This is a genomic window from Roseofilum sp. SBFL (assembly GCF_017746885.1).
Classification (GTDB): domain Bacteria; phylum Cyanobacteriota; class Cyanobacteriia; order Cyanobacteriales; family Desertifilaceae; genus Roseofilum.
Genome location: NZ_JAGHZH010000140.1, coordinates 1 through 25279, shown reverse-complemented (window position 1 = coordinate 25279; position 25279 = coordinate 1). Strand labels below are relative to the sequence as shown.

16 protein-coding genes and 2 pseudogenes are annotated in these 25279 nt (G+C 45.1%); 9 read left to right on the top strand and 9 right to left on the bottom strand.

Annotation, left to right across the window (positions count from 1 at the left end; genetic code table 11):
- Positions 1–560 (top strand): transposase (locus J7545_RS14700; protein WP_318719761.1); only part of this gene is annotated, 560 nt, incomplete at its 5' end.
- 166 nt (positions 561–726) lie between these two features.
- Here the strand turns inward: J7545_RS14700 and J7545_RS14695 are convergent.
- Positions 727–2211 carry a UDP-N-acetylmuramoyl-L-alanyl-D-glutamate--2,6-diaminopimelate ligase gene (locus J7545_RS14695; protein ID WP_318700662.1) on the bottom strand — a complete coding sequence of 495 codons (1485 nt, stop codon included), beginning with the start codon at positions 2209–2211 and terminating at the stop codon, positions 727–729.
- 281 nt (positions 2212–2492) lie between these two features.
- On the opposite strand from J7545_RS14695, the gene J7545_RS14690 reads away from it, so the two are divergent.
- Positions 2493–3065, top strand: a complete 573-nt coding sequence (locus J7545_RS14690) for a Uma2 family endonuclease (RefSeq protein ID WP_318700663.1) — start codon at positions 2493–2495, stop codon at positions 3063–3065.
- Positions 3066–3376: 311 nt separating this feature from the next.
- A pseudogene (locus J7545_RS14685) lies at positions 3377–3457 on the top strand (element excision factor XisI family protein); the annotation flags it as partial.
- Positions 3458–3487: 30 nt separating this feature from the next.
- Here J7545_RS14685 and J7545_RS14680 read toward each other — a convergent pair.
- The 3 genes and pseudogenes from J7545_RS14680 to J7545_RS14665 all read right to left on the bottom strand — a co-directional run bounded on the left by J7545_RS14680 (position 3488) and on the right by J7545_RS14665 (position 6336).
- Positions 3488–5129: pseudogene (locus J7545_RS14680) on the bottom strand (sodium:solute symporter family protein).
- Positions 5130–5224: 95 nt separating this feature from the next.
- The gene (locus J7545_RS14670; protein ID WP_318700666.1) at positions 5225–5479 is read right to left on the bottom strand and encodes a sodium/substrate symporter small subunit; all 255 of its coding nucleotides are present in this window, start codon (positions 5477–5479) and stop codon (positions 5225–5227) included.
- Between the two features lie 134 nt (positions 5480–5613).
- Positions 5614–6336, bottom strand: coding sequence for a heme oxygenase (biliverdin-producing) (locus tag J7545_RS14665; RefSeq protein ID WP_271937553.1), 723 nt, complete (start codon positions 6334–6336; stop codon positions 5614–5616).
- A 250-nt stretch (positions 6337–6586) separates the two neighbouring features.
- Between J7545_RS14665 and J7545_RS14660 the strand changes: the two genes are divergently transcribed.
- The 3 genes from J7545_RS14660 to J7545_RS14650 all read left to right on the top strand — a co-directional run bounded on the left by J7545_RS14660 (position 6587) and on the right by J7545_RS14650 (position 11956).
- Positions 6587–8542 (top strand): alpha-amylase family glycosyl hydrolase, encoded by a 1956-nt coding sequence (locus tag J7545_RS14660; protein WP_318700667.1) that lies wholly within the window; start codon positions 6587–6589, stop codon positions 8540–8542.
- 336 nt (positions 8543–8878) lie between these two features.
- Entirely contained in the window at positions 8879–9883 is a 1005-nt protein-coding gene (locus J7545_RS14655) for a pentapeptide repeat-containing protein (RefSeq protein ID WP_318700668.1), read from the top strand.
- A 78-nt stretch (positions 9884–9961) separates the two neighbouring features.
- Positions 9962–11956 carry an amylo-alpha-1,6-glucosidase gene (locus J7545_RS14650; RefSeq protein ID WP_318700669.1) on the top strand — a complete coding sequence of 665 codons (1995 nt, stop codon included), beginning with the start codon at positions 9962–9964 and terminating at the stop codon, positions 11954–11956.
- A gap of 131 nt (positions 11957–12087) precedes the next feature.
- On the opposite strand, the gene J7545_RS14645 is transcribed toward J7545_RS14650, so the two are convergent.
- Positions 12088–12843 carry a Uma2 family endonuclease gene (locus J7545_RS14645; RefSeq protein ID WP_318700670.1) on the bottom strand — a complete coding sequence of 252 codons (756 nt, stop codon included), beginning with the start codon at positions 12841–12843 and terminating at the stop codon, positions 12088–12090.
- 129 nt (positions 12844–12972) lie between these two features.
- On the opposite strand from J7545_RS14645, the gene J7545_RS14640 reads away from it, so the two are divergent.
- Together J7545_RS14640 and J7545_RS14635 are read left to right on the top strand one after the other, a co-directional pair.
- Positions 12973–15366 (top strand): CHAT domain-containing protein, encoded by a 2394-nt coding sequence (locus tag J7545_RS14640; protein WP_318700671.1) that lies wholly within the window; start codon positions 12973–12975, stop codon positions 15364–15366.
- 79 nt (positions 15367–15445) lie between these two features.
- Positions 15446–17212, top strand: coding sequence for a bifunctional serine/threonine-protein kinase/formylglycine-generating enzyme family protein (locus J7545_RS14635; RefSeq protein ID WP_318700672.1), 1767 nt, complete (start codon positions 15446–15448; stop codon positions 17210–17212).
- A gap of 52 nt (positions 17213–17264) precedes the next feature.
- Here J7545_RS14635 and J7545_RS14630 read toward each other — a convergent pair whose 3' ends face one another.
- The 3 genes from J7545_RS14630 to J7545_RS14620 all read right to left on the bottom strand — a co-directional run bounded on the left by J7545_RS14630 (position 17265) and on the right by J7545_RS14620 (position 22517).
- Positions 17265–18386, bottom strand: coding sequence for a hybrid sensor histidine kinase/response regulator (locus J7545_RS14630; protein ID WP_318719759.1), 1122 nt, complete (start codon positions 18384–18386; stop codon positions 17265–17267).
- On the bottom strand, positions 18376–21903 hold the full coding sequence (locus tag J7545_RS14625; RefSeq protein ID WP_318719758.1) for a PAS domain S-box protein: 3528 nt from the start codon (positions 21901–21903) through the stop codon (positions 18376–18378). The genes J7545_RS14630 and J7545_RS14625 overlap by 11 nt, the downstream gene beginning before the upstream one ends.
- Before the next feature lie 86 nt (positions 21904–21989).
- On the bottom strand, positions 21990–22517 hold the full coding sequence (locus J7545_RS14620; protein WP_318700675.1) for a hypothetical protein: 528 nt from the start codon (positions 22515–22517) through the stop codon (positions 21990–21992).
- Positions 22518–22806: 289 nt separating this feature from the next.
- On the opposite strand from J7545_RS14620, the gene J7545_RS14615 reads away from it, so the two are divergent.
- Entirely contained in the window at positions 22807–24528 is a 1722-nt protein-coding gene (locus tag J7545_RS14615; RefSeq protein WP_318700676.1) for an NFACT family protein, read from the top strand.
- 350 nt (positions 24529–24878) lie between these two features.
- Here the strand turns inward: J7545_RS14615 and J7545_RS24100 are convergent, their stop codons facing one another.
- Positions 24879–25031: a GNAT family N-acetyltransferase gene (locus J7545_RS24100; RefSeq protein WP_413038764.1), complete on the bottom strand. Its 153-nt coding sequence runs from the start codon at positions 25029–25031 to the stop codon at positions 24879–24881.
- Between the last annotated feature and the right edge of the window lie 248 nt (positions 25032–25279).

Sequence of the window (25279 nt, the reverse complement as noted above, 5' to 3'; positions counted from 1 at the left end):
GTCAGAAAAAGCTAAATAATAAAAAACCGCTGCTCTCTCAACTGAATGAATTAGTACCTTGGGAGGAGTTTCGTCCAATCCTCGAACAAATTCATGACCGTGAACGTTCAAGTAATGCCGGTCGTAAACCCCTAGACGTTATCTTAATATTCAAGTTAGTTATCCTACAAAACAAATATGAAGTGACAGATGCATCAGTTTATGACTCAAAAGTATTAGGGAAACTGATAGATATAGAAAATGCAGATCCAGAGATATGGGCAGATAGCGCCTATCGGAGTGAAGAAATTGAATGGACATTATCAATCCTAGGATTTGAGAGTAAAATCCATGAAAAAGGATGTAGATACAGACTGTTAAGTGAAGCACAAAAATTAAGCCATAGAGAAAAATCAAGAACGAGAGCGAAAGTAGAGCAGGTATTTGGAGCTTGGGTAATGTGCATGGGAGGCAAGCTTTTACGTTCGATTGGAAAAGTGAGAGCAGAAGCCAATATAGGTTTGAGAAATGTAGTATTTAATCTCCTCAGATATGTCTTCTGGTCAACCGCAGATATATAATTAAAACTCCCCTACTTATAGGGAGTTTTAATAAAAAGTGGTTGGTCTATGATGAATTGTCTACTTCTTAGATAAAATTTCATCTTTTGGGGAAAAAGCGGTCTTTTTTTATCTCATTAATTGCTCGAAAGAGCAATTAATAGAGGTGCCCTTATTCATTACTCATTTACGCTCGCTCCCCTAAAGCCAATCTCGCCTGTTCTCGATCATCGAAGTGAATCTTTTCTGTGCCTAAAATCTGATAATCTTCGTGACCTTTACCCGCAATTAAAACGCCATCTCCAGGTTTTGCTTCTAGGATAGCCTTACGGATGGCTTCGGCGCGATCGCCAATCACCATCGGTTGGGCAGATTCAGGAATACCGGCGATAATATCTTGGAGAATTTGCTCCGGGTTTTCCGTGCGCGGGTTATCGGAAGTCACCACAGGAACATCGGATAATTCGGCGGCAATTTTACCCATTATGGGGCGTTTGGTGCGATCGCGATCGCCTCCACAGCCAAACACGCAAATCATCCGCCCTGGAATAAACGGACGGGATGCTTTAAGTAAATTCTCTAGGCTGTCAGGGGTATGAGCATAGTCTACAATCACTGTAATCTCTTGATCGGGATTGATGCTGACGCGCTCCATCCGTCCCGGCACGCCCAAAAAATCAGGTAAACTCGATACCATAGTTTCTAAGGGAATGCCCAGATGCAAACCAGCACCAATGGCGGCTAAGAGATTGGAGACATTAAATTGACCGACTAAGGGCGATTCAAAGGCAATCTCACCTTGGGGCGTATGTAAAATTCCTTTCACACCTTTAGGCTGGTATTCTAGATCGCTTGTCCACAACGAAGCGGAACTATTCTCAGTGCTATAGCTCCAAACCTGTTCCTGGGATAGGCGCTCAATTAACCGTTTTCCATAGGGATCGTCAAAATTAATGATCGCTTTTCCCTTCAAGTAATCTGGACTAAAGAGCAGTGCCTTGGCTTCAAAATAATCTTCCATCGTAGGGTGATAGTCCAAGTGATCTTGGGTAAGATTCGTAAAAACAGACACTTCAAACGGACATCCCCAAACTCGTTTTTGCTCTAGGGAATGGGAACTGACTTCCATCACCCCATACTCACATCCAGCTCCAACGGCTTGGGAGAGCTGTGCTTGGAGGGTAACTGCAAAAGGGGTGGTATTGATAGCGGTTTGATGATATGCTGGCCATTTCGCGTAGAGGGTTCCCAGGAGAGCAGTCGGCTTTTGTCCGTGAGTTAAAAAGGATTCAATTAAGTGGGTGGTGGTGGTTTTGCCATTGGTTCCTGTAACTCCCACTAGCTTTAAGGTTTGGGCAGGATAGTTATAGAATGCGGCCGCAATTTCCGCACAGTCCTTCGCTATATCTGTACTGGAAATCACACAATTGTCTCCTGGAGGATGCTTAGTTAGAGCGGATTCCGAGGCGATCGCGGCGATCGCCCCCGCAGCCACAGCACTCGGCCAAAACTCGCCCCCATCCACACGGGTTCCGGGCATTCCGATAAACAGATCTCCAGCTTGACAAGAATGAGAATTCGTGCTTAAACCCCTAATCTCCAGGTTTAAGGCAGGATGGGTAGGCACTTCTCCTAACCCACTCACTTTAGCCAGCAGCTCGCCTAATTTCATCCGTCAGCCCTCCTCACAGAAACATACGTTGGCAATTGCACAGGAATTGTTACTTACTATGCGTCAACTAGCTGAGAATGGCAAGCAGGGCAGGGGTTTATGAACACTAACGTGGAAAGAAATCAACGAGCAGATCGGCGAGAAACCCAGTTTCTAGTTCCGCCAGGCGATGGGTTGCCGCGATCGCCCTAAAATATAATTAAAGCCAAAGTTAACCTGTCCCTTATATTTGAGGTAACTGCCATGATGCCTCAATATAATTAGATCTATCCTCTGCTCTTATGCTAACCACTAAACCTCGATTCCAAACTTTTGACGAATACCTCGAATATGACGACCTCTCGGAAAAACTCTATGAACTGTTCAATGGAGAATTAATCGAAATGCCTCCCGAATCGGGTCTCAATTTCCAAATTGCAAATCGCCTATTTTTTGCTTTTGCTTCTCTCGTAGGCACGGATCGAGTACGGGGTCAGGGTCTAGAATTAGAAGTCAGAGGTGAACCCAAAAATCGCTATCCAGACCTGACGATTATCCGAGAAGAACATATTCAGCAACTCTCACAACGTAATACTCTTCGTCTCTCCATGCGCCCCCCTCTACTCGTCATTGAAGTGGTTAGTCCGGGAGAAATTCAACGAGAACGAGACTATATTGCTAAAAGAGTTCAATACCAAGATTGTCAGATTCCTGAATACTGGATTGTTGATCCGCAAACTCAAACGATTTTAATTTTGGAATTGATGAATCAGGTCTATACGGAAGTGGATACATTCAGGAATGATGACGTACTGGTATCTGCCAATTTCCCTCAATTGAATCTCCCGGTTTCCCAAGTTTTCCCGAATGATTGAGGGCATTGTGGAAACAATACCTTCGCCATTTTCTCGTAGGTTCGGTTGAACGAAGTGAAATCCAACGTCAACCCAACCTACGAATGTACCCCTATTTCAATTATTTGCCTGCACACTTACATACAGCAGACCACATCATAATTTTTCAGTATCTCTCGACCAAAGTGACGAACAGAGGCTGTACGAATTGCCTCCAGTTTAATATTTACATCGTTCTATCGGCCACGTTAAAGATAAAGGATATCATCAACAGCAAGATTTGGGTTCAGCACAATATGACAGAAATGAGAGTCGCTTAAGAATTAGTCGATCGAGGGGTAGACAAAGACCAAATTGTGCTAGGGTTTCACGATCCTGAAATCCGGCAATATACAGATTATGCAACCGTTTAAGGGATAGCACACGGACTTGATATTATCAGCTTAATCTAGCTCGTCTTCTCCAATGTCCGCCAGAGCCGGGGGGCCATGATTGGGGGTGCGGAGATTTTCGACCATTTCTTGAATCTCTGCCGAGGGAGGAGGGGTTAATCGAGAAACGGTTAGGGCAATCATCAGGTTAAGGATCATGCCGACTGTACTAATTCCTTCGGCGGAGATATCAAAGAACCAAAGGGGCATCCCATAGAATTTTGCGCCGATAATGTAGAAGCTGGTAAAGGCTAAACCGGAAACCATTCCGGCGATCGCCCCTTCTTTATTGTTACGCTTGTCAAATATGCCTAAAATAATCGCGGGGAAGAAGCTAGCTGCGGCTAACCCAAAAGCAAACCCCACGACTTGAGCCACAAAACCGGGAGGATTAACGCCAAAATAACCGGCAACGGCGATCGCAAAACCGACCATGATCCGCCCCACCATCACCCGGCGTGACTCAGAAGCGCCCGGATCGATCAGACGATAATACACATCATGGGCAATGGAACTGGAAATTACCAACAGTAAGCCAGAAGCCGTAGACAAGGCAGCCGCTAACCCCCCCGCAGCCACTAAAGCAATCACCCACGGTGCTAATTTTGCCACTTCTGGAGTCGAAAGAACAATGATATCGCGGTCAATGGTAATTTCGTTGGTTTCTCGATCCGGGGTTAGCTCAATCAAACCATCGCCATTTTTATCTTCAAACGCCAGCAAGCCCGTATTTTCCCATTTTGTCGCCCAATCTAACTGTTGCACCTCTTCAATCGTTTTATTGTGCAAGCTATCAATCAGGTTATAGCGTGCAAAGGCGGCTAAAGCGGGAGCCGTAGTATATAAAATAGCGATAAACAGGAGTGCCCAACCGGCGGAATAGCGAGCGGCGCGGGGGTTGGGAACGGTATAGAAGCGGACGATCACATGAGGAAGTCCAGCCGTCCCCACCATCAGAGCAATGGTGATAAACAGCACGTCCAACATGGATTTATTAGCAAAGGGTTGGGTGTATTCGGCAAACCCCAGATCCACTTGAACTTGATTGAGCTTATCGACAATATCGCTGAACGTAAACGCCAGTTGGGGAACCGGGTTACCCGTCAGATACCAGGCAATGGCGATCGCCGGAATCAAATAAGCGATAATTAAAACCCCATATTGGGCCACTTGCGTCCAAGTAATCCCTTTCATCCCACCGAGGACAGCAAAAAAGGCAACAATTGCCATGCCTATCACTACCCCGGTACTCACATCCACTTGCAGAAACCGGCTAAAGACAATCCCCACACCACGCATCTGTCCGGCGACATAGGTGAGAGAAACGAAAATCGCCGCAATTACAGCAACGAGTCGGGCGATATTGGAATCATAGCGATCGCCCACAAAATCGGGAACCGTATATTTCCCAAACTTGCGTAAATAGGGAGCCAACAGCAACGCTAATAATACATAGCCCCCTGTCCATCCCATCAAATAAATCGAGCCATCATAGCCCAAAAACGAGATTAACCCCGCCATTGGAGATCGCCGGAACCCCCCGATCCGCCACAAAAAACCCTTGCGTATCCTTAACCCGCGATCTCCAACCAATATAGAGATAAAGCAAAAGCGATAGGGTTACAAACAAAAATGTCCAAACCTCTACACCCATATCTATTCCTCAATGATTCTGATCTTAAAAAATTCCCCTTACCCTGGGGAACAACTCACCGTGTCTCCGTGTCTTCCCATTCCCCCATCCTAATATTATTCGTCTCTCTTATACTTATGATCGATCCGGTCCATCTGTATCGCATAGACAAAGATTAAAACCACAAACACATAAATCACGCCCTGTTGTGCCAACCAAAATCCTAGGGGAAGCGTCCCCAGGGTAATGGCATTTAGGGGAGTCACCAATAAAATACTTAATCCCAGGGAAGTCAGACCCCAAATCATTAATAAATTGCGGATTAACGTCGTATTTTCCCGCCAATAGGCTTGCCGTTCCTCTTCATTCATGATCTAAAATACCCATTTTAAATTTTTAATTGATATAACAATGCTGTCAACCCGTTACCATTCAAACCCTTTCAGCAGAGTCTTACAACAGCAACGGAGTGACAGCAATTATCCCTGCTTATGAGTGGAGGGGCTTAGTTATCAGTAGCAGTTGCCAATTCTGTGCTGCCTTGAGTACGCCGTCTGGTGAGACTATTAAACAGCAGTTGTCCGATCGCCTTAATTAAGCTACCTTCAAGTTCATTAAACATTTTCATGTTCATCCCAAAAGCAGCATTAGCTTCTTCGACGATGCGATCGGCTGTTGCTTCATCAATCGGTAAACTATCCATGGTTTGCCGATAGTTATTCTTAAATGCCTTCTCATCTGGAATATCAGCAAACTCATAGAACTGAGTTCCTTGTCCCTCTGGTAAATTCATCGCAGTTTGGGCAATCTTTTTCAGAATTTGCCCACCCGACAAATCCCCCATATACCGGGTGTACAGATGGGAAATCAACAATTCTGGTTCTTCATTGGAGACTTTTCTAATTTGGTCTACATAGGCTTGACCTGCTGGAGACAAGGATACTCCCTCGCGCCAGTTACTGCCATAATAGAAGGCTAAATCCTGTTCAATAGACTCTTTGCGGTTGAGTTCAGGAAAATAGAGTTTCCCCAGAATCGGATGATTCTGGTGACGAGCCATCTCTTCTTCCATGGCAGAATAGACGAAGTAAAGGTTACCTGACAGTTTGCGGTAAGACTCCTTCTCTACCGTTCCTTTTAAGAAACACTTGATAAAACCCACATTTTCCGCCATGGTATGGGCTTTTTTCGTGCCCTCGCGGAGCTTAGTCGCTAAATTGGTACTCATCCTAAAACAGTTCCCGATTTTGAAAATGAAAGACGATCTAAAAAATCCTTTGGGCAAGTCTCCACAAAGGGTTAGGGTTGATTTCTCAGCCTCTATATAGCTACCTTAGAACGATTTGATGAACGTTTACATTAAGTTTCTTAAACTTAAGTCACTTAGGCCGAATGGGCGATCGCCTCTCAGCGCCTGTAGAGGTCTATGCTTCTGCTATTCTAGAGTAGCCCAGTGTTAACGAGGAAGTGCTGCTGTGATGACTGATCCCTACTTATCAGAGGTTTTCCAGAGCCAGTATACCCCCTCAGATTCTCAGTCGGAAGACCCATTAAACCCATCAGCACAGTCTCCTAACCCGCAGGAAGACTTAGACCTAGAATTTCTCTATACCCGCGATATTGAATTTCGCCAAGAAACCCTTTACTTTATTGTTGTCGATCGCTTCTGTGATGGCGATCCGCGCAATAATGAAGGGCCAAACCCCGAACTCTACGATCCCACCCATGAAGATTGGGGCAAATATTGGGGTGGAGATTTACAAGGAGTAATCAACAAACTCGACTATTTGAAAAACCTGGGAGTAACGGCAATTTGGCTGACTCCTTTATTTGAGCAAATTGAGGACTTATTTGTTGAAAGTGCCGCTATCCATGGCTATTGGATTCAAGACTTTAAGCGCATCAATCCCCGCTTTATCCGACCAGAAGATAATCCCTCTTTGAACCAAACTCAAGAAGAGAAAGATACCCTATTTGATCGACTCATTGAAGAAATTCACAAGCGCAACATGAAGTTAATCTTGGATGTTGTCTGTAACCATAGCAATCCTGATATTAGCGGCAAAAAGGGAATTCTCTATGATGACGGGGTGAAAATTGCCGATTTCAATAATGACCTGGATCATTGGTATCATCACTATGGTGAAGTTCAAGACTGGGAAGATGAGTGGCAAATCCAAAATTGTGAGTTATCTGGATTAGCGACATTCAACGAAAATAACACGGCCTATCGAAGTTATATCAAAGCATCGATTAAGCAATGGATCGATCGGGGAGTAGATGCCCTGCGCATCGATACCGTCAAACATATGCCTATTTGGTTTTGGCAAGAATTCAATGCCGAAATTCAAACCCATAAACCTGATATTTTTGTGTTTGGAGAATGGATTTATTCCCATCCTCTTGACGATCGTTCTGTAGAGTTTGCCAATAATTCCGGGATGACGATTCTCGATTTTGGTTTGTGTTTAGCTATTCGGGAAACGTTAGCATTGGGATTAGAGGAGGGATTTTACCGAATCAAGAATGTTTTAGATCAAGATTATCGCTATTGCGGCGCAACCGAGTTAATTACCTTTATCGATAATCATGATATGTATCGCTTCCAGAGTTTAAATGACGATCCGGAAGTGTTGCATTTGGCGATCGCCCTATTAATGACCAGCCGGGGTATTCCTTGTATTTACTACGGAACAGAACAATATCTGTATGATAATACCAATGTTAATTCAGACAATCCCTTTGGAAATAATGACCCCTATAATCGTCCCCTCATGAAGCGCTGGGATACCAATACTAAACTCTATTGGACCATTCGTTTATTATCTGGTGTGCGTCGCTTGAATCCAGCCGTTTCTATGGGAGGACAATGGGAAAAATACATTACTCCTGATGTCTATTGCTATGTGCGACGGTATCGAGAGTCGATTCTGTTTGTGGCGATGAATCGAGGAGAAAGCGTAACTTTAGAATCCATCGATACGGAATTACCCGATGGCGAGCATACGGATATCATGTCCCTGGGAAAATATACGGTTGAGTCGAGTATACTATCCAATTTGACCCTAGAAAAAAATCAGGCAATTATTCTCAGTCATGTGGCGGAGAGAGTCACCGGTAAAACCATTGTTCGCGCTCAACTCAATGGTGTTAATACCCAGCCTGGAGAACGTATTATTGTCACTGGAGATTGTCCAGAATTGGGGAATTGGGATATAGCTAAAGCCTATCCCTTAGAGTATATTAATTCTAATACCTGGTTCGGTGAAATTCCTTTCAATGAAAGTGCAGGAAAATTAATTAATTATAAATATGCCATGTGGCGTGAAGGTCAATCTCCTCTGAGAGAAAATATAGTTTCCCGGCGTTGGGTGGTGGCTAGTGAAGGAACTGTAAAATGGAGAGACCATTGGACATCTGGCCGAGAATCTTAAGGGTGAATATAACTATTTCTTTCCTTTTCTAAAGGTTTGTTGCAGTTAATGGAATAGTAGAGGATTGGTGTAATACCATAATAAAGTCTAAAGTGAAGCTCTTCATTAAAGTACAGAAAGACCAGTCGTCAGCATAAGTAAAGGTTAAAATCGAAACGGTATTTCTGGACTCAATCGTTTCTGGACTCCAAAAGAGGTCAACCTGAGCAGCTAGGGGCTTTACAGGATAACCGTTCGATCGGTTAGGGAGGGTAAGCAATAGAAAGTTTGCAGGTAACGATATCAAAGAAAATACGTTGACTGACAAAACGGTCAGGAATTTAGGAGAGTAATATTATGGATGCTAATGAATTATTACAACGATATATTCAGGGTGAACGGGATTTTCGTGGTTCGGATTTGACCTATGCTAACTTAATTGGTGTGGAGTTACCTAAATCTAACTTGTCAGGTGCAAACTTAAAAGAAGCGTCTTTGGCGAGAGCCTATTTAGAGCGGTGTTTTCTGAAAGAGGCGAATCTTAATGGGGCGTTCTTGTATGGGACCAATTTGAGCTATGTGAAATTGCAAGGAGCGGTGTTAATTGAAGCAGACTTGACGAAAGCAGATTTGCGGGGCGCTCATTTGGGGAAAGCGGATTTAACGGGAGCCAAATTGACTGGGGCGATCTTGACTTGGGTGACGTTGTTTCGAGCGAAAATGCCAGGGGTGAATCTGTGTGGTTCAAACCTGAATGGGATTAATTTGCGAAGAGCGAATCTGGAGGGTGCAAATCTGAATTGGACGAATTTATCGGGAGCGCGCTTAAGTGGGGCGAATCTGCAAGGAGCGGGTTTAAATGGGGTGAAACTGAGCGGTGCCTTCTTGAATGGATTGAAACTGGAGGGGATGAATTTTAGTGGCTTGGAATTGGATGCGGTGAAGTTAAATGGGGCAAAAATGGCAGGTGCTAATTTGGTGGGAACCGATCTCAGTAATGCCCAAATGCGTTTTACTGATTTCGATCAAGCGAATTTGAAACAGGCAGATATGCATGAGACGATTCTCAAAGGCGGTAAGTTTATTCAAGCCAATTTGATGAAAACCAATTTGTGTGAAGCGGATATGCGTAAAGCTGATTTAACGGAAGCGAATCTGAATTTAGCAGATCTGCGAGGCACGGATCTGAGTGAAGCCGATTTGCGCGGGGCGTATCTATGGGGCGCTAATTTAGATGGGGCTTGTTTGCGTGATGCCGATCTACGAGGTGCTAGTCTGCGCGATGCGGCTTTGGTGGGAGCTGATTTGCAAGGAGCAAATTTAGAAGGCGCGATGATGCCAGATGGTAAAATCCATGCCTAGGGGGATTATGCCATGAAAAATGGTGTAATCTAGAGTCCTGGAAAGATTCAGGTCGCGATCGCGGAGAAGAAAAATCATATGGCGATTGAGGTAGGACGGGAAATCTGTGGTGATTGGGCAATTGCCCTCTCTCGTGAATGGTTAGTTACCAACAGCATCGGGGGCTACGCATCGGGGACGATCGCCTCTGGCTTGACGCGCCGTTATCATGGGTTGTTAGTGGCGGCACTGAAACCCCCACTACAGCGAACCCTGCTGTTAACCAAACTCGATGAAACTGTTACTTATAGCCAAAAGTCCTATCCCTTGTTCACCAATCGATGGGTGGGCGGTAAAGTGGACGGAAACGGCGATCGCCATCTTGAAAGCTTCCGTTTAGAGGGAACAACCCCCGTATGGACATTTGCCTGCGGGGATATGTTGTTGGAAAAACGGATCTGGATGCGGCAGCGGGAAAATACCACCTACATTCGCTACGATCTGGTGCGGTGTAGCGCTCCTGTGGATTTAGAAATTGATGCGATCGCCAATACTCGGCCCTACAATCTTCTACAAGAGGATTTAGACTTTCCCATCCATACCCAACGGATTGAATCTGGAATAAAACTAGAAACGCCAGGAGAGTCTATCCCCTGGTACTTATTCAGCTCTGGAGGTGAATTCACCCTTTTAGGAACCTGGATACAAGGCTACGATCTCCCCATGGAACGCTATCGAGGAGATGGCTATCAAGAGAACCATTTCCATGCCTGCACCCTCACCGTATCCCTCAATGTAGGAGACTCCCTTACCTTAGTTGCCAGTACCCAGTCTCAGGTGAATCTAGACGGCAAAGAGGCGCTACAGCAGCAACACCGCTATGAACAGCAACACCTCGATCGTTGGCAAGCCACTCCCTATCTGAACACAGAAAAGGCTCCGGACTGGATTCGACAGTTAATTCTGGCTGCGGATCAATTTATTGTGTGTCGTCCCCTGTACCCTAACTCCCATGGGAAAACGGCGATCGCTGGCTATCCCTGGTTTACAGACTGGGGAAGGGATACGATGATTAGCTTACCCGGTTTAACCCTGGCGACAGGACGCACGGAAGTGGCTAAGAGGGTATTGACAACCTTTGCCCAATATGTGGATCGGGGCATGTTGCCCAATGTCTTTCCCGATGGCGGAGAAGACCCCGATTACAATACTGTCGATGCAACGTTATGGTATTTTGAAGCCGTTCGCCAATATTATCAGGCAACCCGCGATCGCCCCCTCTTAGCTGAACTCTTCCCCGTTTTAGCAGACATCATTGACTGGCATTGTCGCGGAACCCGCTATCAAATTCATCGCGATCCCGATGATGGTCTCCTGTATGCTGGAGAAGCCATGACCCAACTCACTTGGATGGATGCTAAATATGGAGATTGGGTGGTCACTCCCCGGCAAGGAAAACCGGTGGAAGTGAATGCTCTATGGTACAATGCACTGCATACGATGGTCGCATTTGCCCGTAAATTAGGCAAGGAAGATCGGGAGTACGAAACCCTTGCAAAACAAGCAGAAAAGGGATTTGCTCGCTTTTGGAATGCTGAGGCAGGATACTGCTATGATGTAATCGATACAACAACAGGAAACGATCCAAAATTGCGACCGAATCAGATTTTTGCGGTTTCCTTACCCCAAAGTCCCCTGACTCCAGAACAGCAACGGGGAGTTGTGGAAGCTTGTGGGCGATCGCTGCTAACGTCGTATGGGTTGCGATCGCTCAGTCCAGACGATCCCCAATATATCGGTCATTATGGGGGGAATTTAGCCCATCGAGATGGAGCCTATCATCAAGGTACAGTATGGGGCTGGTTATTAGGGCCATTTGCGATCGCCCACTTCAAAGTGTACAACGAACCGGAGCGAGCGCTCAGTTTACTCACTCCCATGGCTCACCATTTATACACTCATGGCATCGGAAGCATCAGTGAAATCTTTGATGGCGATCCGCCCTTTACCCCCAGAGGCTGTATCGCCCAAGCTTGGAGTGTAGCTGAAACCCTCCGCGCATGGCAACTCATTGCCCAACACCAGAAAGTATAGTGGATTCAAATAACAATGAGAGTGCGATTGTTGTAGGGGCGAAAAAATTTTCGCCCCTACAGATACTGGCATTGTAGATTGATCTCAATCTCCGACCCTATTCTTTATTCCCTATTTCCTAGAGAAAAGTGCTATAACTCTTCCGGATCGATACCCATAGCTCTGAGGCGCTCTAATAGAGCTTCCCGTTTTTGTCGCTCAAGAGCTAATGCATTTTCTGCCTCTTGTGCCCGTTCCGTAGGAGTCGGTATCCAGTTGCCTTGGCGATCGTACCAGCGTAACCATAATCCTTCCACACCCTCATAAATTCCTTGCCATTTTCCCAAGCCTAACCCTAAGGGCTCAAACCATAATTTCTCTTCTGGTAAACTCAAGGATTGATACTGAGAACCTTTTAAGTGAAAAGCTCGAAACTGATTGTTATAGCGGTCATAAACTACATAATGGGGAACCCGTAAAATTTGCTCGTATACTTGCCATTTTGTTGGCGGTTGATTAACTTCTCGCAAAGTTTGACCTAAATCTTCTTGCTCCGTTCCTGGAGATAAGAGTTCAATGACTAAAAAGGGTGAAATTCGTTCTTGCCAGATTAGATAACTCAGCCGCAGATCTTGTTGCTGTTTAAATCGTCCCGTTCCTAAAACGAGAAACCAATCGGGACGTTTATACCAATTGGTATGATGGGAATCGTAATATAGATTTAAGTCTTTAGCGATTAACCTTTGTTCGACTGGATAAAGGGGAGAGTCAAAGGTGAGATCGAGTAATTGGGGTTGTAGATCATGAAATAAGTCAGGCAATCCCGGTTCCTCCGGATCTTCGCTGGGTAAATCATACATGGTGGGCAAGGAGTTTGGCCAGTCTGAGCGCGGATATTTGGGTGACATGGCTATAGGATCGCACAGTGAGGTTTTCTCTACTATGGTAGCGGTTGATTGCTACAGATTACCGAACCTCTGAATTCCCCAAATTTAAGGGAGATTTGCCAAGCTGGTAAATGATGAGTTCTCGGATTGATGATGATGAGTGTAAGGTTAGTTGGGACGATTTCAGCGATCGCGATCAGCAGTGTGTTAGGACTTGAATTACCGGCGATCGCCCAAACTTCAGAGTCTGGCTCTGTGCAAGTTCAAACCGATCCAGTCAGCGAAGCTGATGCCCTAGAAAACCAGGGGAAAAGAGACTATTCACAGGGACGTTTTTTTTCTGCACAGCAATTTTATCAGAGGGTAGTGAAATTACGACAACGAATTGGCGATCGAAGAAAATTAGCGAAGACGTTGATTAATTTAGCCAGTGTTGAAATAAATTTAGAAGATTATGATACTGCCCTAGAGTTGCTGAATCAGGCTCGATCGATTTCTCAATCGCGAGGAGATAGCGCCACAGAAATTCAAGCCTTAACCGGTTTAAGCTTACTGTATGAAAAGCAAAACTTACTGAATCGTGCTTTAGCTACCGCCCAACAAGCTTTAGCATTAAATCAACGTTTAGATCGAAAAGAAGAACAAGGACATTTATATAATCATCTTGGACATCTTCATACTACCCTTCACCAGGAGGCTAAAGCCAGTCAAGCTTATCATCGAGCCATATCTATTTTTCGCAAACTAGGAGATAAAGTTGGAGTAGCAAATAGCCTCAATGGATTAGGGTTTGTCTATCTTGAAGAAAATCAGTTTGAACCTGCCCTTTCCCATTTTTATCAAGCACTTTTGCTCTGGAAAGCCTTAGAAAAAACAGAAAACTATGCCACTACACTCCATAATATGGGCCGCCTATTCGAGTCCCAGAAACAAGCAGAGTTAGCCATTCTATTTTACAAGCAGTCGATGAATGAAATGCAGTTGATTCATAGTCAAATTACTGATTTTTCCCTAGAACAACAAAAGGCATTTCTGGCAACGGTTTCTCATCGCTATCGCCATTTAGCGAATCTACTCTTTCAAAATAACCGCCCACAAGAAGCCCATCAAGTTCTGGACTTGCTGAAATTGCAAGAACTGGATGAATATTTACACAGCGTCAAAGGCGATCATCAATTACCAACCTTAAGTTTACATCCCGTGGAAGAGGATATTTTCAACGATTTCCTTGAAGCCGAGACTCAGGGTGTAGATTGGATTGAAGACTTAGAAGAATTAAGGGCGATTCCAGAAGGCGATCGCACGGCTGATGAAACTGAACAATTAAACCAAATTAATTCATTATATCAGAGTCTACATCAGAATTTCAAGCCATTTCTAGAACCCTCCCGTATCAACCCAATTAGGCAGAGAATGGCTGATTACAACGCGGCAAATCCAAAGTGGAATTCTCATATTCAAGGCTTGAAGAGCCTGCTCCAACAATTTGAACATCAAACGGCGTTTGTCTATCCATTCATGTGGGAAGATCGGCTAGAAATGATCGTGGTTTTTGCCGATCGCCCACCGATCAGACGTACGGTACCCGTGAGTCAGTCGGAACTTGAACAAAAAATTACTGAATTTAGAACGACGATTACGCGCAAATACCCCTTACCCCGGGTACAATCACTCGGTCAACAGCTTTATGAATGGTTAGTACAACCCATTGCAGAGGATTTAAACCAAGCTGGCATTGAAGCCTTAGTATATTCACCAGATGGTCAATTGCGCCACTTGCCCTTCAGTGCTTTATATGATGGTCAGAATTGGTTAATTCAACAATTTGAGATTAATTATATTACGGCCACCAGCTTACAAAACTTTGCCCCCCAAACCCATCGAGAACGGAAAATTCTAGCCGGAGCCTTTACCCAAGGCAATTATCACGTCCAAGTCGGCGATCGCCAATTTGACTTTTCTGGATTACCCTTTGCCCAGAAGGAAGTACAAAATTTGATCCAGCGTTTCCCCGATCATACGACCCTGTGGAATCAGGACTTTAATCGGGATGCCACCCTGCCAGAACTCCAGGAACATCAGATAGTGCATCTAGCCACCCATGCAGCATTCGTTCAAGGAGAGCCAGAAGAATCCTTTATTTTATTAGGAAATGGCGATCGCATTACCCTACGGGATATTGAGCATTGGAACCTTTCCGACGTGGACTTAATTGTCCTCAGTGCTTGTCAGACAGGGATTGGCGAAATTCTGGGGAATGGCGAAGAAATCCTTGGTTTAGGCTATCAGGTGCAAAAAGCAGGCGCAAAAGCGGCGATCGCCACCCTATGGCACGTTGACGATCGAGGAACCCAAGTTTTAATGGATCAATTTTATCAATCTCTCGATACCGATCCCGATATCACCCTAGCCCAAGCCATTCGCCAAGCACAATTGAGCTTCATTAACGCTCAACTTCCCCAAACAGATAACCTCGATCCCACCTCTTTTCAACATCCCTACTATTGGGCCCCATTTATTTTAATTGGCAATGGTCTCGATTAAGGGCGATCATCTTATACTACAATTAGGGTCACCCACCCACAACTCAATTTATTTTTAATTGTTAATTGTTAATTGAACCATGTCACCAGTGCTTGCGGGTCGCTACCAGATAGAACGGGAACTCGGTAAAGGAGGATTTGGCCTCACCTACCTAGCGCGAGACTTGCACCTTCCAGGATATCCCCTATGTGTTGTCAAGCAACTGAAGCCCCAGTTCAAGAGTCCAAAAAAACTGAAGACAGCCCAGCGTTTATTTGAGACAGAAGCAAAGGCTCTGCAAAAATTAGGAAAATATCCTCAAATTCCCCAACTTCTCGCCTATTTTACGGAAGAAGGAGAGTTTTATCTGGTTCAGGAATATATCCAAGGTCATGAGTTAAGTCAGGAAATACACCAGGGACAACCTTGGTCAGAGGAGCAAGTGATTCAGTTATTAAAAGATATCCTCACTCCCTTAAAGTTTTTGCACGATCGCCAAGTCATTCATCGAGATATAAAACCCAATAACTTGATGCGGCGTAAGCCCGATCAAACACTAGTACTGATTGATTTTGGTGCAGTCAAGCAACACCTGTCTGAGTTAACTCAATGGGGAGAGAAAAATCAACGGACAGTTCGTATTGGTACACCCGGATATATGCCCAGTGAACAAGCGGTAGGACAGCCCAAATTCTGTAGCGATATCTATGCTGTGGGCATGATCTCGATTGAAGCGCTAACTGGAAAACCGGCCCTCAGTCTACCAGCAGACCCAGAGACTCTAGAAATCATCTGGCAACCCTTCGCTACTCATGCCAGTCCAAGATTGCGGGAAGTCCTACAGAATATGGTCCGGTATCACTTCAATAGTCGCTATGTTTCAGCTCAGGAAGCTTTAGAGGAAGTTAACAGACTTCAGACTTTAACAGTACCGACTCCAGCCCTGGATATCGTGCCACTCAAACCAGCTCAACTCAAATCTTTAGAGTCTACTCTCCTATCTCTACCCCAACCTTACCAAGGTTCACTCTCTAAATTTAGCTTTGAGGTAGTGACGGTTAACGCTTGGGGCAAAATCATTCAGCAGGAAAATCGAGAAGCGCAGTATTTCCAGGAGGACTTGGGAGAAGGGATCGTTTTAGATATGGTGGTTATTCCTGGGGGGGAGTTCCTCATGGGGTCACCAGAGAGAGAAGGATCGGATGATGAAAAACCCCAGCATTTGGTAACCGTGCCCCCATTTTATATGGGGAAGTTTTTGATCACGCAAGCTCAATGGCGCAGGGTAGCCTCATTTCCCCAGGTGAATATTTCCCTAGAGTCTAATCCCTCTTATTTTAAGGGAGAGAATTTGCCTGTAGAGCAAGTTTCATGGTACGACTGCGAGGAATTCTGCGCCCGGCTATCTCAATATACAGGAAACACCTATCGCTTGCCTTCTGAAGCAGAATGGGAATATGCTTGTCGGGCAGGAACAACAACGCCCTTTCATTTTGGCGAAACCCTGACGACTGACCTGGCTAATTATGATGGCAACTATAGTGATATAGATGACCCGGAAGGTAAAAATCGTGCGAAAACCACCCCAGTCGGCAGTTTTCCGCCCAATGGATTTGGCTTATATGATATGCATGGGAACCTGTGGGAGTGGTGTGCAGACCATTGGCACGATCGTTACGATCGCGCTCCTACCGATGGTAGTATATGGCTCGATAGCGATGAATGGACCAGAAGGGTGATACGAGGGGGGTCTTGGTTTCTCACCTATTCAATATTCCGTCGTAGTGCCGATCGCAACCACCGCAATGCTGGCGATCGATATTGCACCTTTGGCCTGCGGGTTGTCCATCCTATCGTACCGGACTAAAATCAGTTAAGATATTGTCTGTTCCCTGTTCCCTATTCCCCAGTGCCAAGCGCTATAGCGTCGGCAACGTAAACCAGAAATTTGTGCCTTCACTCACCACACTATCTACCCCGATTTCGCCGCCATGGGCGTGAATGATTTGGGAACATAAATATAATCCTAAGCCTAATCCAGTTTTGCGTGTTTCCCGATCGCCCCTTGTATAGGGTTGAAACAGCGTTGCACATTGTTTTTTGCTCATTCCTATACCATTATCTCCCACGGTACACCGAACCCAATCCCCTTCTACTCTAGCGCTGAGAGTCAGGCTTAAACCGGGGGGATTATGCTTGAGGGCATTGGCGAACAAGTTTTCAAATACCCGCCACAGTTGCTGGCGATCGCCGTTAATCAGGGGTAAAGTAGACGCTATCCGATCTTCTAAAGTCGCCTGATTTTGACTCAATACCGGTTCCCAATCTGCTGCCAACTGAGCGGTTAATGTAGATAATGATAAGGATTCACAATTGAGAGACACCCCCCAAATCTCACTATGTTGGGTTTCAATCAAAGAATTAATTAAATTTAACTGGCGATCGCAACTATCTGCCATCCGCTCTACCATCGATCGGGTTAAAGCGAACGAATCTCGTTTCAACAAATTTTTAAACACCATCAACATCCCGGTTACCGGATTCCGCAAATCATGGGAAACCGCATGTAACAAAACTTTTAATCCGGCTTCCGCCTTTTGTCGTTCCACAATTTCTGCTTGCAACTGAGTATTTTGAGTCTCTAACTGCTGTTGTAATTGATGAATCTGCAAATGAGTTGCCACCCTCGCCAACACCTCCGGCGCTTGAAAGGGTTTCGTAATATAATCAACTCCCCCCACATTAAACGCTCGCACCTTATCCACAGTCTCATCTAAAGCACTAATAAAAATTACTGGAATATCTTGAGTTCGAGCATCAGCTTTCAGGATCTGACACACTTGATACCCATCCATTTCCGGCATCCGAATATCCAACAAAATTAAATCCGGTTTTAGCACCTCAATGGCTTTGAGCGCCCCTTTAGCATCGATCGCCTTACGCACCTTATAACCTTTTTCCGTTAACATCGACGATAACAAACGCAAATTGTTGGGCGTATCGTCTACAATTAACAAATCGGCTAGAACTTTACTGTTCATCCGTTAATTCTAACAAAGTATTGAAATGGAAATGATGCACCAAATCAGACAGGGTGTTAATTAAACCCTGGTAATGGGGAGGGATTTGGGCAATGAGTTGGATAATCCTCTCATCATCTCCACTTAAAGCCGATTGATGTACGGCCTCAATCCACTCCGATGGCATTATTTTAAGCTGATTGGGCGTAAGGGTAAATGGCTCAGGGCTATCAGTTGGGGGTAAGGCTTCCTCATAGATATATTCTAGACCCAAATGTTTGGCTAGGGTGTTCCAGATTGTTTCTTCCTGAAAAGGTTTAGCAATAAAGTCATCACATCCAGCCGCAAAGACTAGCTCTCGTTTTTGGGAAAAGGCGCTGGCAGTCAGGGCAATAATGATGCTTTTTTGGGTTGGGGAGGCTTGACTTTCTAGTTCCCGAATCCGTCGGGTGGTTTCGTATCCATCCATACCTGACATGCGGATATCCATCCAGATCAGATCGGGATGATACTGCTGCCAATGGGCGATCGCCTCTTCTCCTGTTTCGGCTTCAAGGATCTCCAATGCCAAAGGTTGTAATAAGCGCACCAATAACAGACGATTTTCGGGGATATCATCAACAATTAGCATCCGATATCGGGGTTGTCCAGGTGCTAAACCAATTACTCGATTGCGTACAATAACCGGCTCGACTCCTTCCGCACTGGCAAGGGTGGCTTGAATTTCAAATCGAAAACAACTGCCTTCCCCCAGGATACTTTTAACTTCAATGTTCCCCCCCATGAGTTGGACAAATTTTTGACTGATAGAAAGTCCTAATCCGGTTCCTTGATGCGATCGCCTTCCCGACTCGGTTTGTACAAAAGGATTAAATAATTGCTCTAATTCATCTTCTGCAATCCCAATTCCCGTATCTTGAACAGCAAACTGCAAACGAATTAAAGGATCTTCTCGTACCTGAGATATGCATAATTCAACTGTCCCTTTTTCTGTAAACTTAATTGCATTTCCCAAGAGATTAATCAACACTTGGCGTAATTTTTGTTCATCAGTTTGAATATATTGTACTAAATCCGGGGGGCGATCGAAGGTCAACGTTAACCCTTTAGAAGTTGCCCGGATATGTAACATGCCTTCTAAAGTTTGTAATAATTGCTCTAAGTCGAAAGCGGTTGGCAAAAATGTCATCCGACCTGCTTCTATTTTAGACATTTCCAGAATGTCATTAATCAGGTCGAGTAAATGTTCTCCACTGCGGTTAATGATATTGATTTCTGAGGCTCCAGCCGCAAATTTAGGGTCATTGGCCATTAATTGACTAAATCCCAAAATAGCATTCAAAGGCGTGCGTAATTCATGGCTCATATTGGCTAAAAATTCACTCTTGGAGCGGTTAGCCATTTCCGCTGCTTCTTTGGCTTGTTGAAGGGCAGTTTCTGCTTGTTTACGAGCACTAATATCTTCAGAAATACAGAGTAAATGGGTCGCTTCTCCGTGGCGGTTATAGAGAGGCAATTTGAGGGTTCTGAGCAAAATTTCGCCCCGCGTGAGGGATTGAAAAGGATGCTCGGCGCTCTCTAGAAGTTTCCCTTGCTGCACGGCTTGCAAGTCATAGGTACTGTATTGGGTTGCTTGTTCCAGGGGATAGATTTCGCCATCGGTTTTGCCAATGACGAGATCGCTCCCTAACCCAAAAATAGCTTCGCTGGCTTGATTCCAAATCAGATATTGAAAATCATGGGTAATATCCTTGGTATAAATAGCTAGGGGAATATGATCGATGATGCTGTCGAGGAATTGTTGCGATCGCCGTAATTCTTCCTCGAGCTGTTTGCGATCGGTAATATCAGTAGTCACCGAAAGTAAACAGGGTTTGTCATTCACCGTAATCACATCCGATGAGAGTAGAGCCACCCGATATTCTCCAGCCTTGGTGCGATAAGTAAATTCATAGTTTTTCACCTGCTTCTTGTATTGAATCAGGTGAAACAAGTGCATCCTCTCTTCCACATGAACCCAGAGGTTTAGCTCTAACGCGGTACGACCAATCACTTCGTCATTGCTGTAGCCGGTTAAACTGAGGAAGCTATCACTGACTTCCAGATGTTTTCCACTACCTAAAGAAGTGATAGTAATGGGGTGGGGAGTACGACGAAAGGCTTTGGAGAATTTTTCTTCCGATTCTCGTAAAGCGATTTCCATTGTTTGCCGCTCGCGGATTTCTTGTTCGAGTTCTTCCGTTCTGGCTTGGATTTTAGCTTCCAAAGACCGAGAATAGGATTGCAGTTGACGATGGGAGCGCTTGAGCTGATAGCGCATTCGCTCAAAAGCTAGAGCCAGAGTTCCTAGGGCATCGGTGCGATTGTACCAAGGATCGGCTGTGCGACACCAGTCACCTTCGGAAAGGGCGATCGCCACTTGCGAGAGTTGCTTAATCGGTCGGATAATGTGGCGAGTGATGAGCCAACCGAGTACAGTGGCAGCGATCAATGCCAGTAAACCGACGATCGCGGTAACATTGCCTCCTTGGTGAATATCCTCCAGAAAGGGATCTTGAGGGACAAAAATCGCCATGAGCCAATTTAAGTCTTGATGATCGCTTAGGGAACTCAAGTGCAGAGTGTAGGGAGTATCGAGAAGGCTAACCTGAAGGTCAATAGCTTCTTGCATTTGAGGGTGCTGGACTAAATAGGTTTGGAGATAGTCCGTCGCACGATTGATCAGAGGATAGGTTGACTCCAAAGGGGTGACGACAGGCGCAATACTTCCATCTGTATTACTAAAGATTAGAATCTGCGCGTCTAGGCGCTCATTCAAGGTTTGTAGAAACTGCTGAAGTTTAGAAAGCCAGATGGAGGTAGATAGGACACCCAGTTGGGTTTGGTTCCTGCCATAGATCGGTAAGACGGCATCTAGACTCATCTGTCCGGTATTTGAGAGATAGGGAGTTGTCCAAGACTGGGGAGAATTGTTGTAGGTAGTGGCGTTGCGAGTGGCTTCTTGATACCAAAATGATTTACGGGGATCGCGCTTGGGAAGCGATCGCAACAGCGCTCCCCGTTTTCCTCGATCGAGGGAATAAATATGGGATTGCCCATCGGTTGTAGAGGACGAGATCGCCAGTTCTAGGCTCCGATTATCCTTCTGAGAATGATGCACACTTACCCATTCCCCTTGGGAATTGGCAAATTGAATTTCACGGATCTGGGGAAATAACTGGAGTTGTTCGTAAAATTTTTGGCTTAACTGCTCAAGGTTGTTTGGGCCGGTTTCTCCCCAAGCAATGGCATTCGCATTAACGTGATTAATCTGATGGGCAATGGAAAGAGTATTAACGAGGCGATCGTCGAGATGAGCCGTGATTTCTGCTTGTAAGCGACTGGTGACATTTTCAACGGCTGCTTTGCCATGGTACCAAGAGAAATATCCAGTTAAGCCCACTGCGATCGCAATTTGCAGGAGAAAAGGCACAATTAAGGCCACTCCTAAGGGTACAGTTTGGAAAAGTTGATGAAACCGTTGCTTAACACGAAGCATGGCATTGATGGCAATATTCTCTGGAATTTTGGCGTAGGTAGGTCATCTGAAAATACTAGAATAGCCGATCTACCCTTTTCCATAGCTCAAGAGGGCGAAGTCGAATATTGACTTAGCACTTCTTTGGAGCGCCTTACCATGTGTTCTGGTCCTTCAATCATCAGCAGATATCGCCCCTGTTGCAGGTGATGGCGATAGATACTAGAAGTATTTCCTTCACCAAAAAAGCCAATCAGTGCGCCCACAAGACTACCAGAGAGACCACTCATAAGTCCGGCGGATAAAATGACTAGAGCGATATGGAGGTGAGCCAAATTGGAAATCTCCAGCTTTAAGAGCCAGAGGAGGATAGCCGCGATCGCGCTCCCAGCCAAGGCGGATAATAAGGCCAATCGATAGGCCTTGGCAAAGATGATCTTCATGGGTTTATACAATCCTACCCATTCGGGAGGATTAAATTCTCGCCCCACAATGGCTAAGTATTCGGGGGATATACCTTCGCTATAGAGTAATCGATAGGCAGCAAACGCTGAATCGATATCAGGAAGCACAGCGATCGCCAAGTGGGGACGGCGTTTGAATTTAAGTTTACGACCAGATAAATTAGGGGACATTATGCAACATGCCTAAGAGAGAGCCGCTCTACTCTATTTTAGATTAACCGAGATTATGCAACATGCCCATACTATAAGAAACTCTCTTAACAAAGAGTCAAGAGGATCGAATGTATAAATAGGGAATTTCTGTATTTGATGATTCACAAGATTTACAGAGGTTACGCCAAGAAGTGGAGCCAAAGGATTGCAGATCATCTCTATGAACAAGTTTTAATTTTGGCTCAAGAAATATAGGTTCGGGGAACGGGCTATACTAGAAATCTTTGCTCGTTAGATGTAATTCATTGTGCAACCGGTTGATTTTACGACTTTGATGGCTATTTGTGCCGATTTGCGCGATCGCTCTTTACCGGCTCGCTTAGAGCAGGTTTTTCAACGCGATCGCTTCAGGTTATCCCTTGCCCTGCGGACGCTTCAGGGGCGGGGATGGTTAACGCTGTGTTGGCATCCACAGGCAGCCCATATCGCCATGAGCAGCCCTCCCCCAAAAGCACCGGATACGTTTACATTTAGCGATCAGTTGCGCCATCAGCTTAATGGGTTAGCTCTGGTTTCCATTGCCGAAATTGCCCCTTGGGAGCGGGCGATCGATTTGCAGTTTGCCCAAAGACCGGGCGATCCAATTCGCTGGCACTTAATTGTGGAGGTGATGGGTAAGTATAGTAATGTGATTTTGGTCAATCAAGAGAATACGATTGTTACGGCTGCCCATCAGGTGAGCGAACAACAGTCGAGTGTACGCCCGATTTTGACCGGACAGCCGTATATTAATCCTCCAGCTCTAAAAAATCGGATACCTAGTCTAGAGGAATCATTCAGTGATTTTCGGGGGAGAGTCGGATTGATTCCGGGGCCCCTCAAGCGGCAATTACTGCAAAGTTATCGGGGATTAAGTCCCCGGTTGATTGAGTCTTGGCTATCAGGGACGGCGATCGCTCTCCATCAACCCACAGATAGTTTAAGTGATGCCGATTGGTCTTTGGTGTATGAACGCTGGCAATATTGGTTACACAGTTTGCAGCAGGGAATGTTTACACCAGGATGGACGAAAAAGGGCTATACGGTTATGCCTTGGGATCGAGTTGAAGCAGTTGAATCCGTACAAAATTTAATTAGTGGGTATTATAACGAGCATCTTAATCGCCAAAAATTCAGTCAATTACATCATCAATTGCAGCAAAAGGTGCGATCGCATTTAGGCAAGCTCCATCAAAAGGCACTCCTGTTCCGAGAACGGTTAAACCAGTCCCAAGATGCCGATCGCTATCGCTATTTAGCCGACTTATTGATGGCTCATTTGCATCAGTGGCAACCGGGGATGCAGGCGATCGAATTAGCCGATTTTGAAACTGGAAAACCGGTTAAAATCAACCTCAATCTCGAAAAGAATGGCGTACAAAATGCCCAAGCGCTCTACAAAAAACACCAAAAACTTAAGCGCTCTCAACTTGCCGTTCAACCCCTTTTAGAAGCAGTTGAAACCGAACAACGCTATCTCGAACAAGTAGAAACAACCTTACTGCAACTTTCGGAGTATGGCACGGCTGAGGATTTATCGACTCTAGAGGAAGTGCGCGAAGAATTAATTGAACAGAAGTATTTAGACTCTCCAGCATCCGACTATCAACGCAACTCCAACCGCTCCCAACCCCATCGTTACCAAACCCCTAGCGGCTTTGAAGTTCTCGTCGGTCGGAATAATCGCCAAAACGATCGCTTAACCTTTAGACTAGCTGGAGCATACGATCTATGGTTCCATACCCAGGAGATTCCTGGAAGTCATGTGTTGATGAGAGTCGCTCCGGGAGAGGTTCCTGATACCGAAGACCTCCAGTTTGTGGCTAATCTAGCCGCCCATTATAGCCAAGGACGGCAAAGTAAGCAGGTTCCAGTGGTTTACACCGAACCGAAATCGGTGTATAAACCAAAAGGCGCTCAACCTGGAATGGTTGTCTATAAGCACGAGCGTATTCTTTGGGGATGTCCTCAGGAAGCAGCGCTGGAATAGGTTGTGGTATGTGTGGTACGTGTGTTTTGCGATCGATAACAGAAGAAACTGATGTAATCGGGATCTTTGATTATAAATAATTATCGAAAGGGAAACCGTTAAGTATGAACTTTTATTAAAAAGATTCGCATTCTCTGTTACGATTGGTAAAGAGAGACAAAAGAGACCGATCCTCCTCGTGTTGTGGGAACGCGCAGTCAGGATTTTCGGAAACGACAATTGATATTGATGATATCGATTAACGCCAGCTAGGTTCTAGCTGGTTTTTTATCGTAAGGCGCTTAATCCGAACTTCGTCAATTGAAGCAGAAAATGCCCTCAAAGGAGCGATCGTTTTACGAAGTAATATCTCAAGCTCCTGAGATGATATAGTCGTGTAACTCACCAATAACGCTGTATCCTAGTCGTTCATAAAGCTTACGTGCGCCCGGATTAAAGGAAGAAACACAGATAAAAACATTAGGCGTACTCTGGAAGATCCGCTTCTCAGCATAATCGATCATCTCGGTTCCAACTCCTTGTCAATCATCTGTAGCAAACATCTTAAGGATTTGATATTAGTGGTGGGCGGGGATGACATAGTTATTTTAATTAAGGATGGGACACAACGGTAAGAGCAAATGGCGTTTACTCCTACAGTCGTTCGAGTTGTAGACCCATCATGATTGTCCCAATCTTAATTAAAATAACTATGTCATCCCCGCCCACCACTAATATCAAATCCTTAAGATGTTTGCTACAGATGATTGAC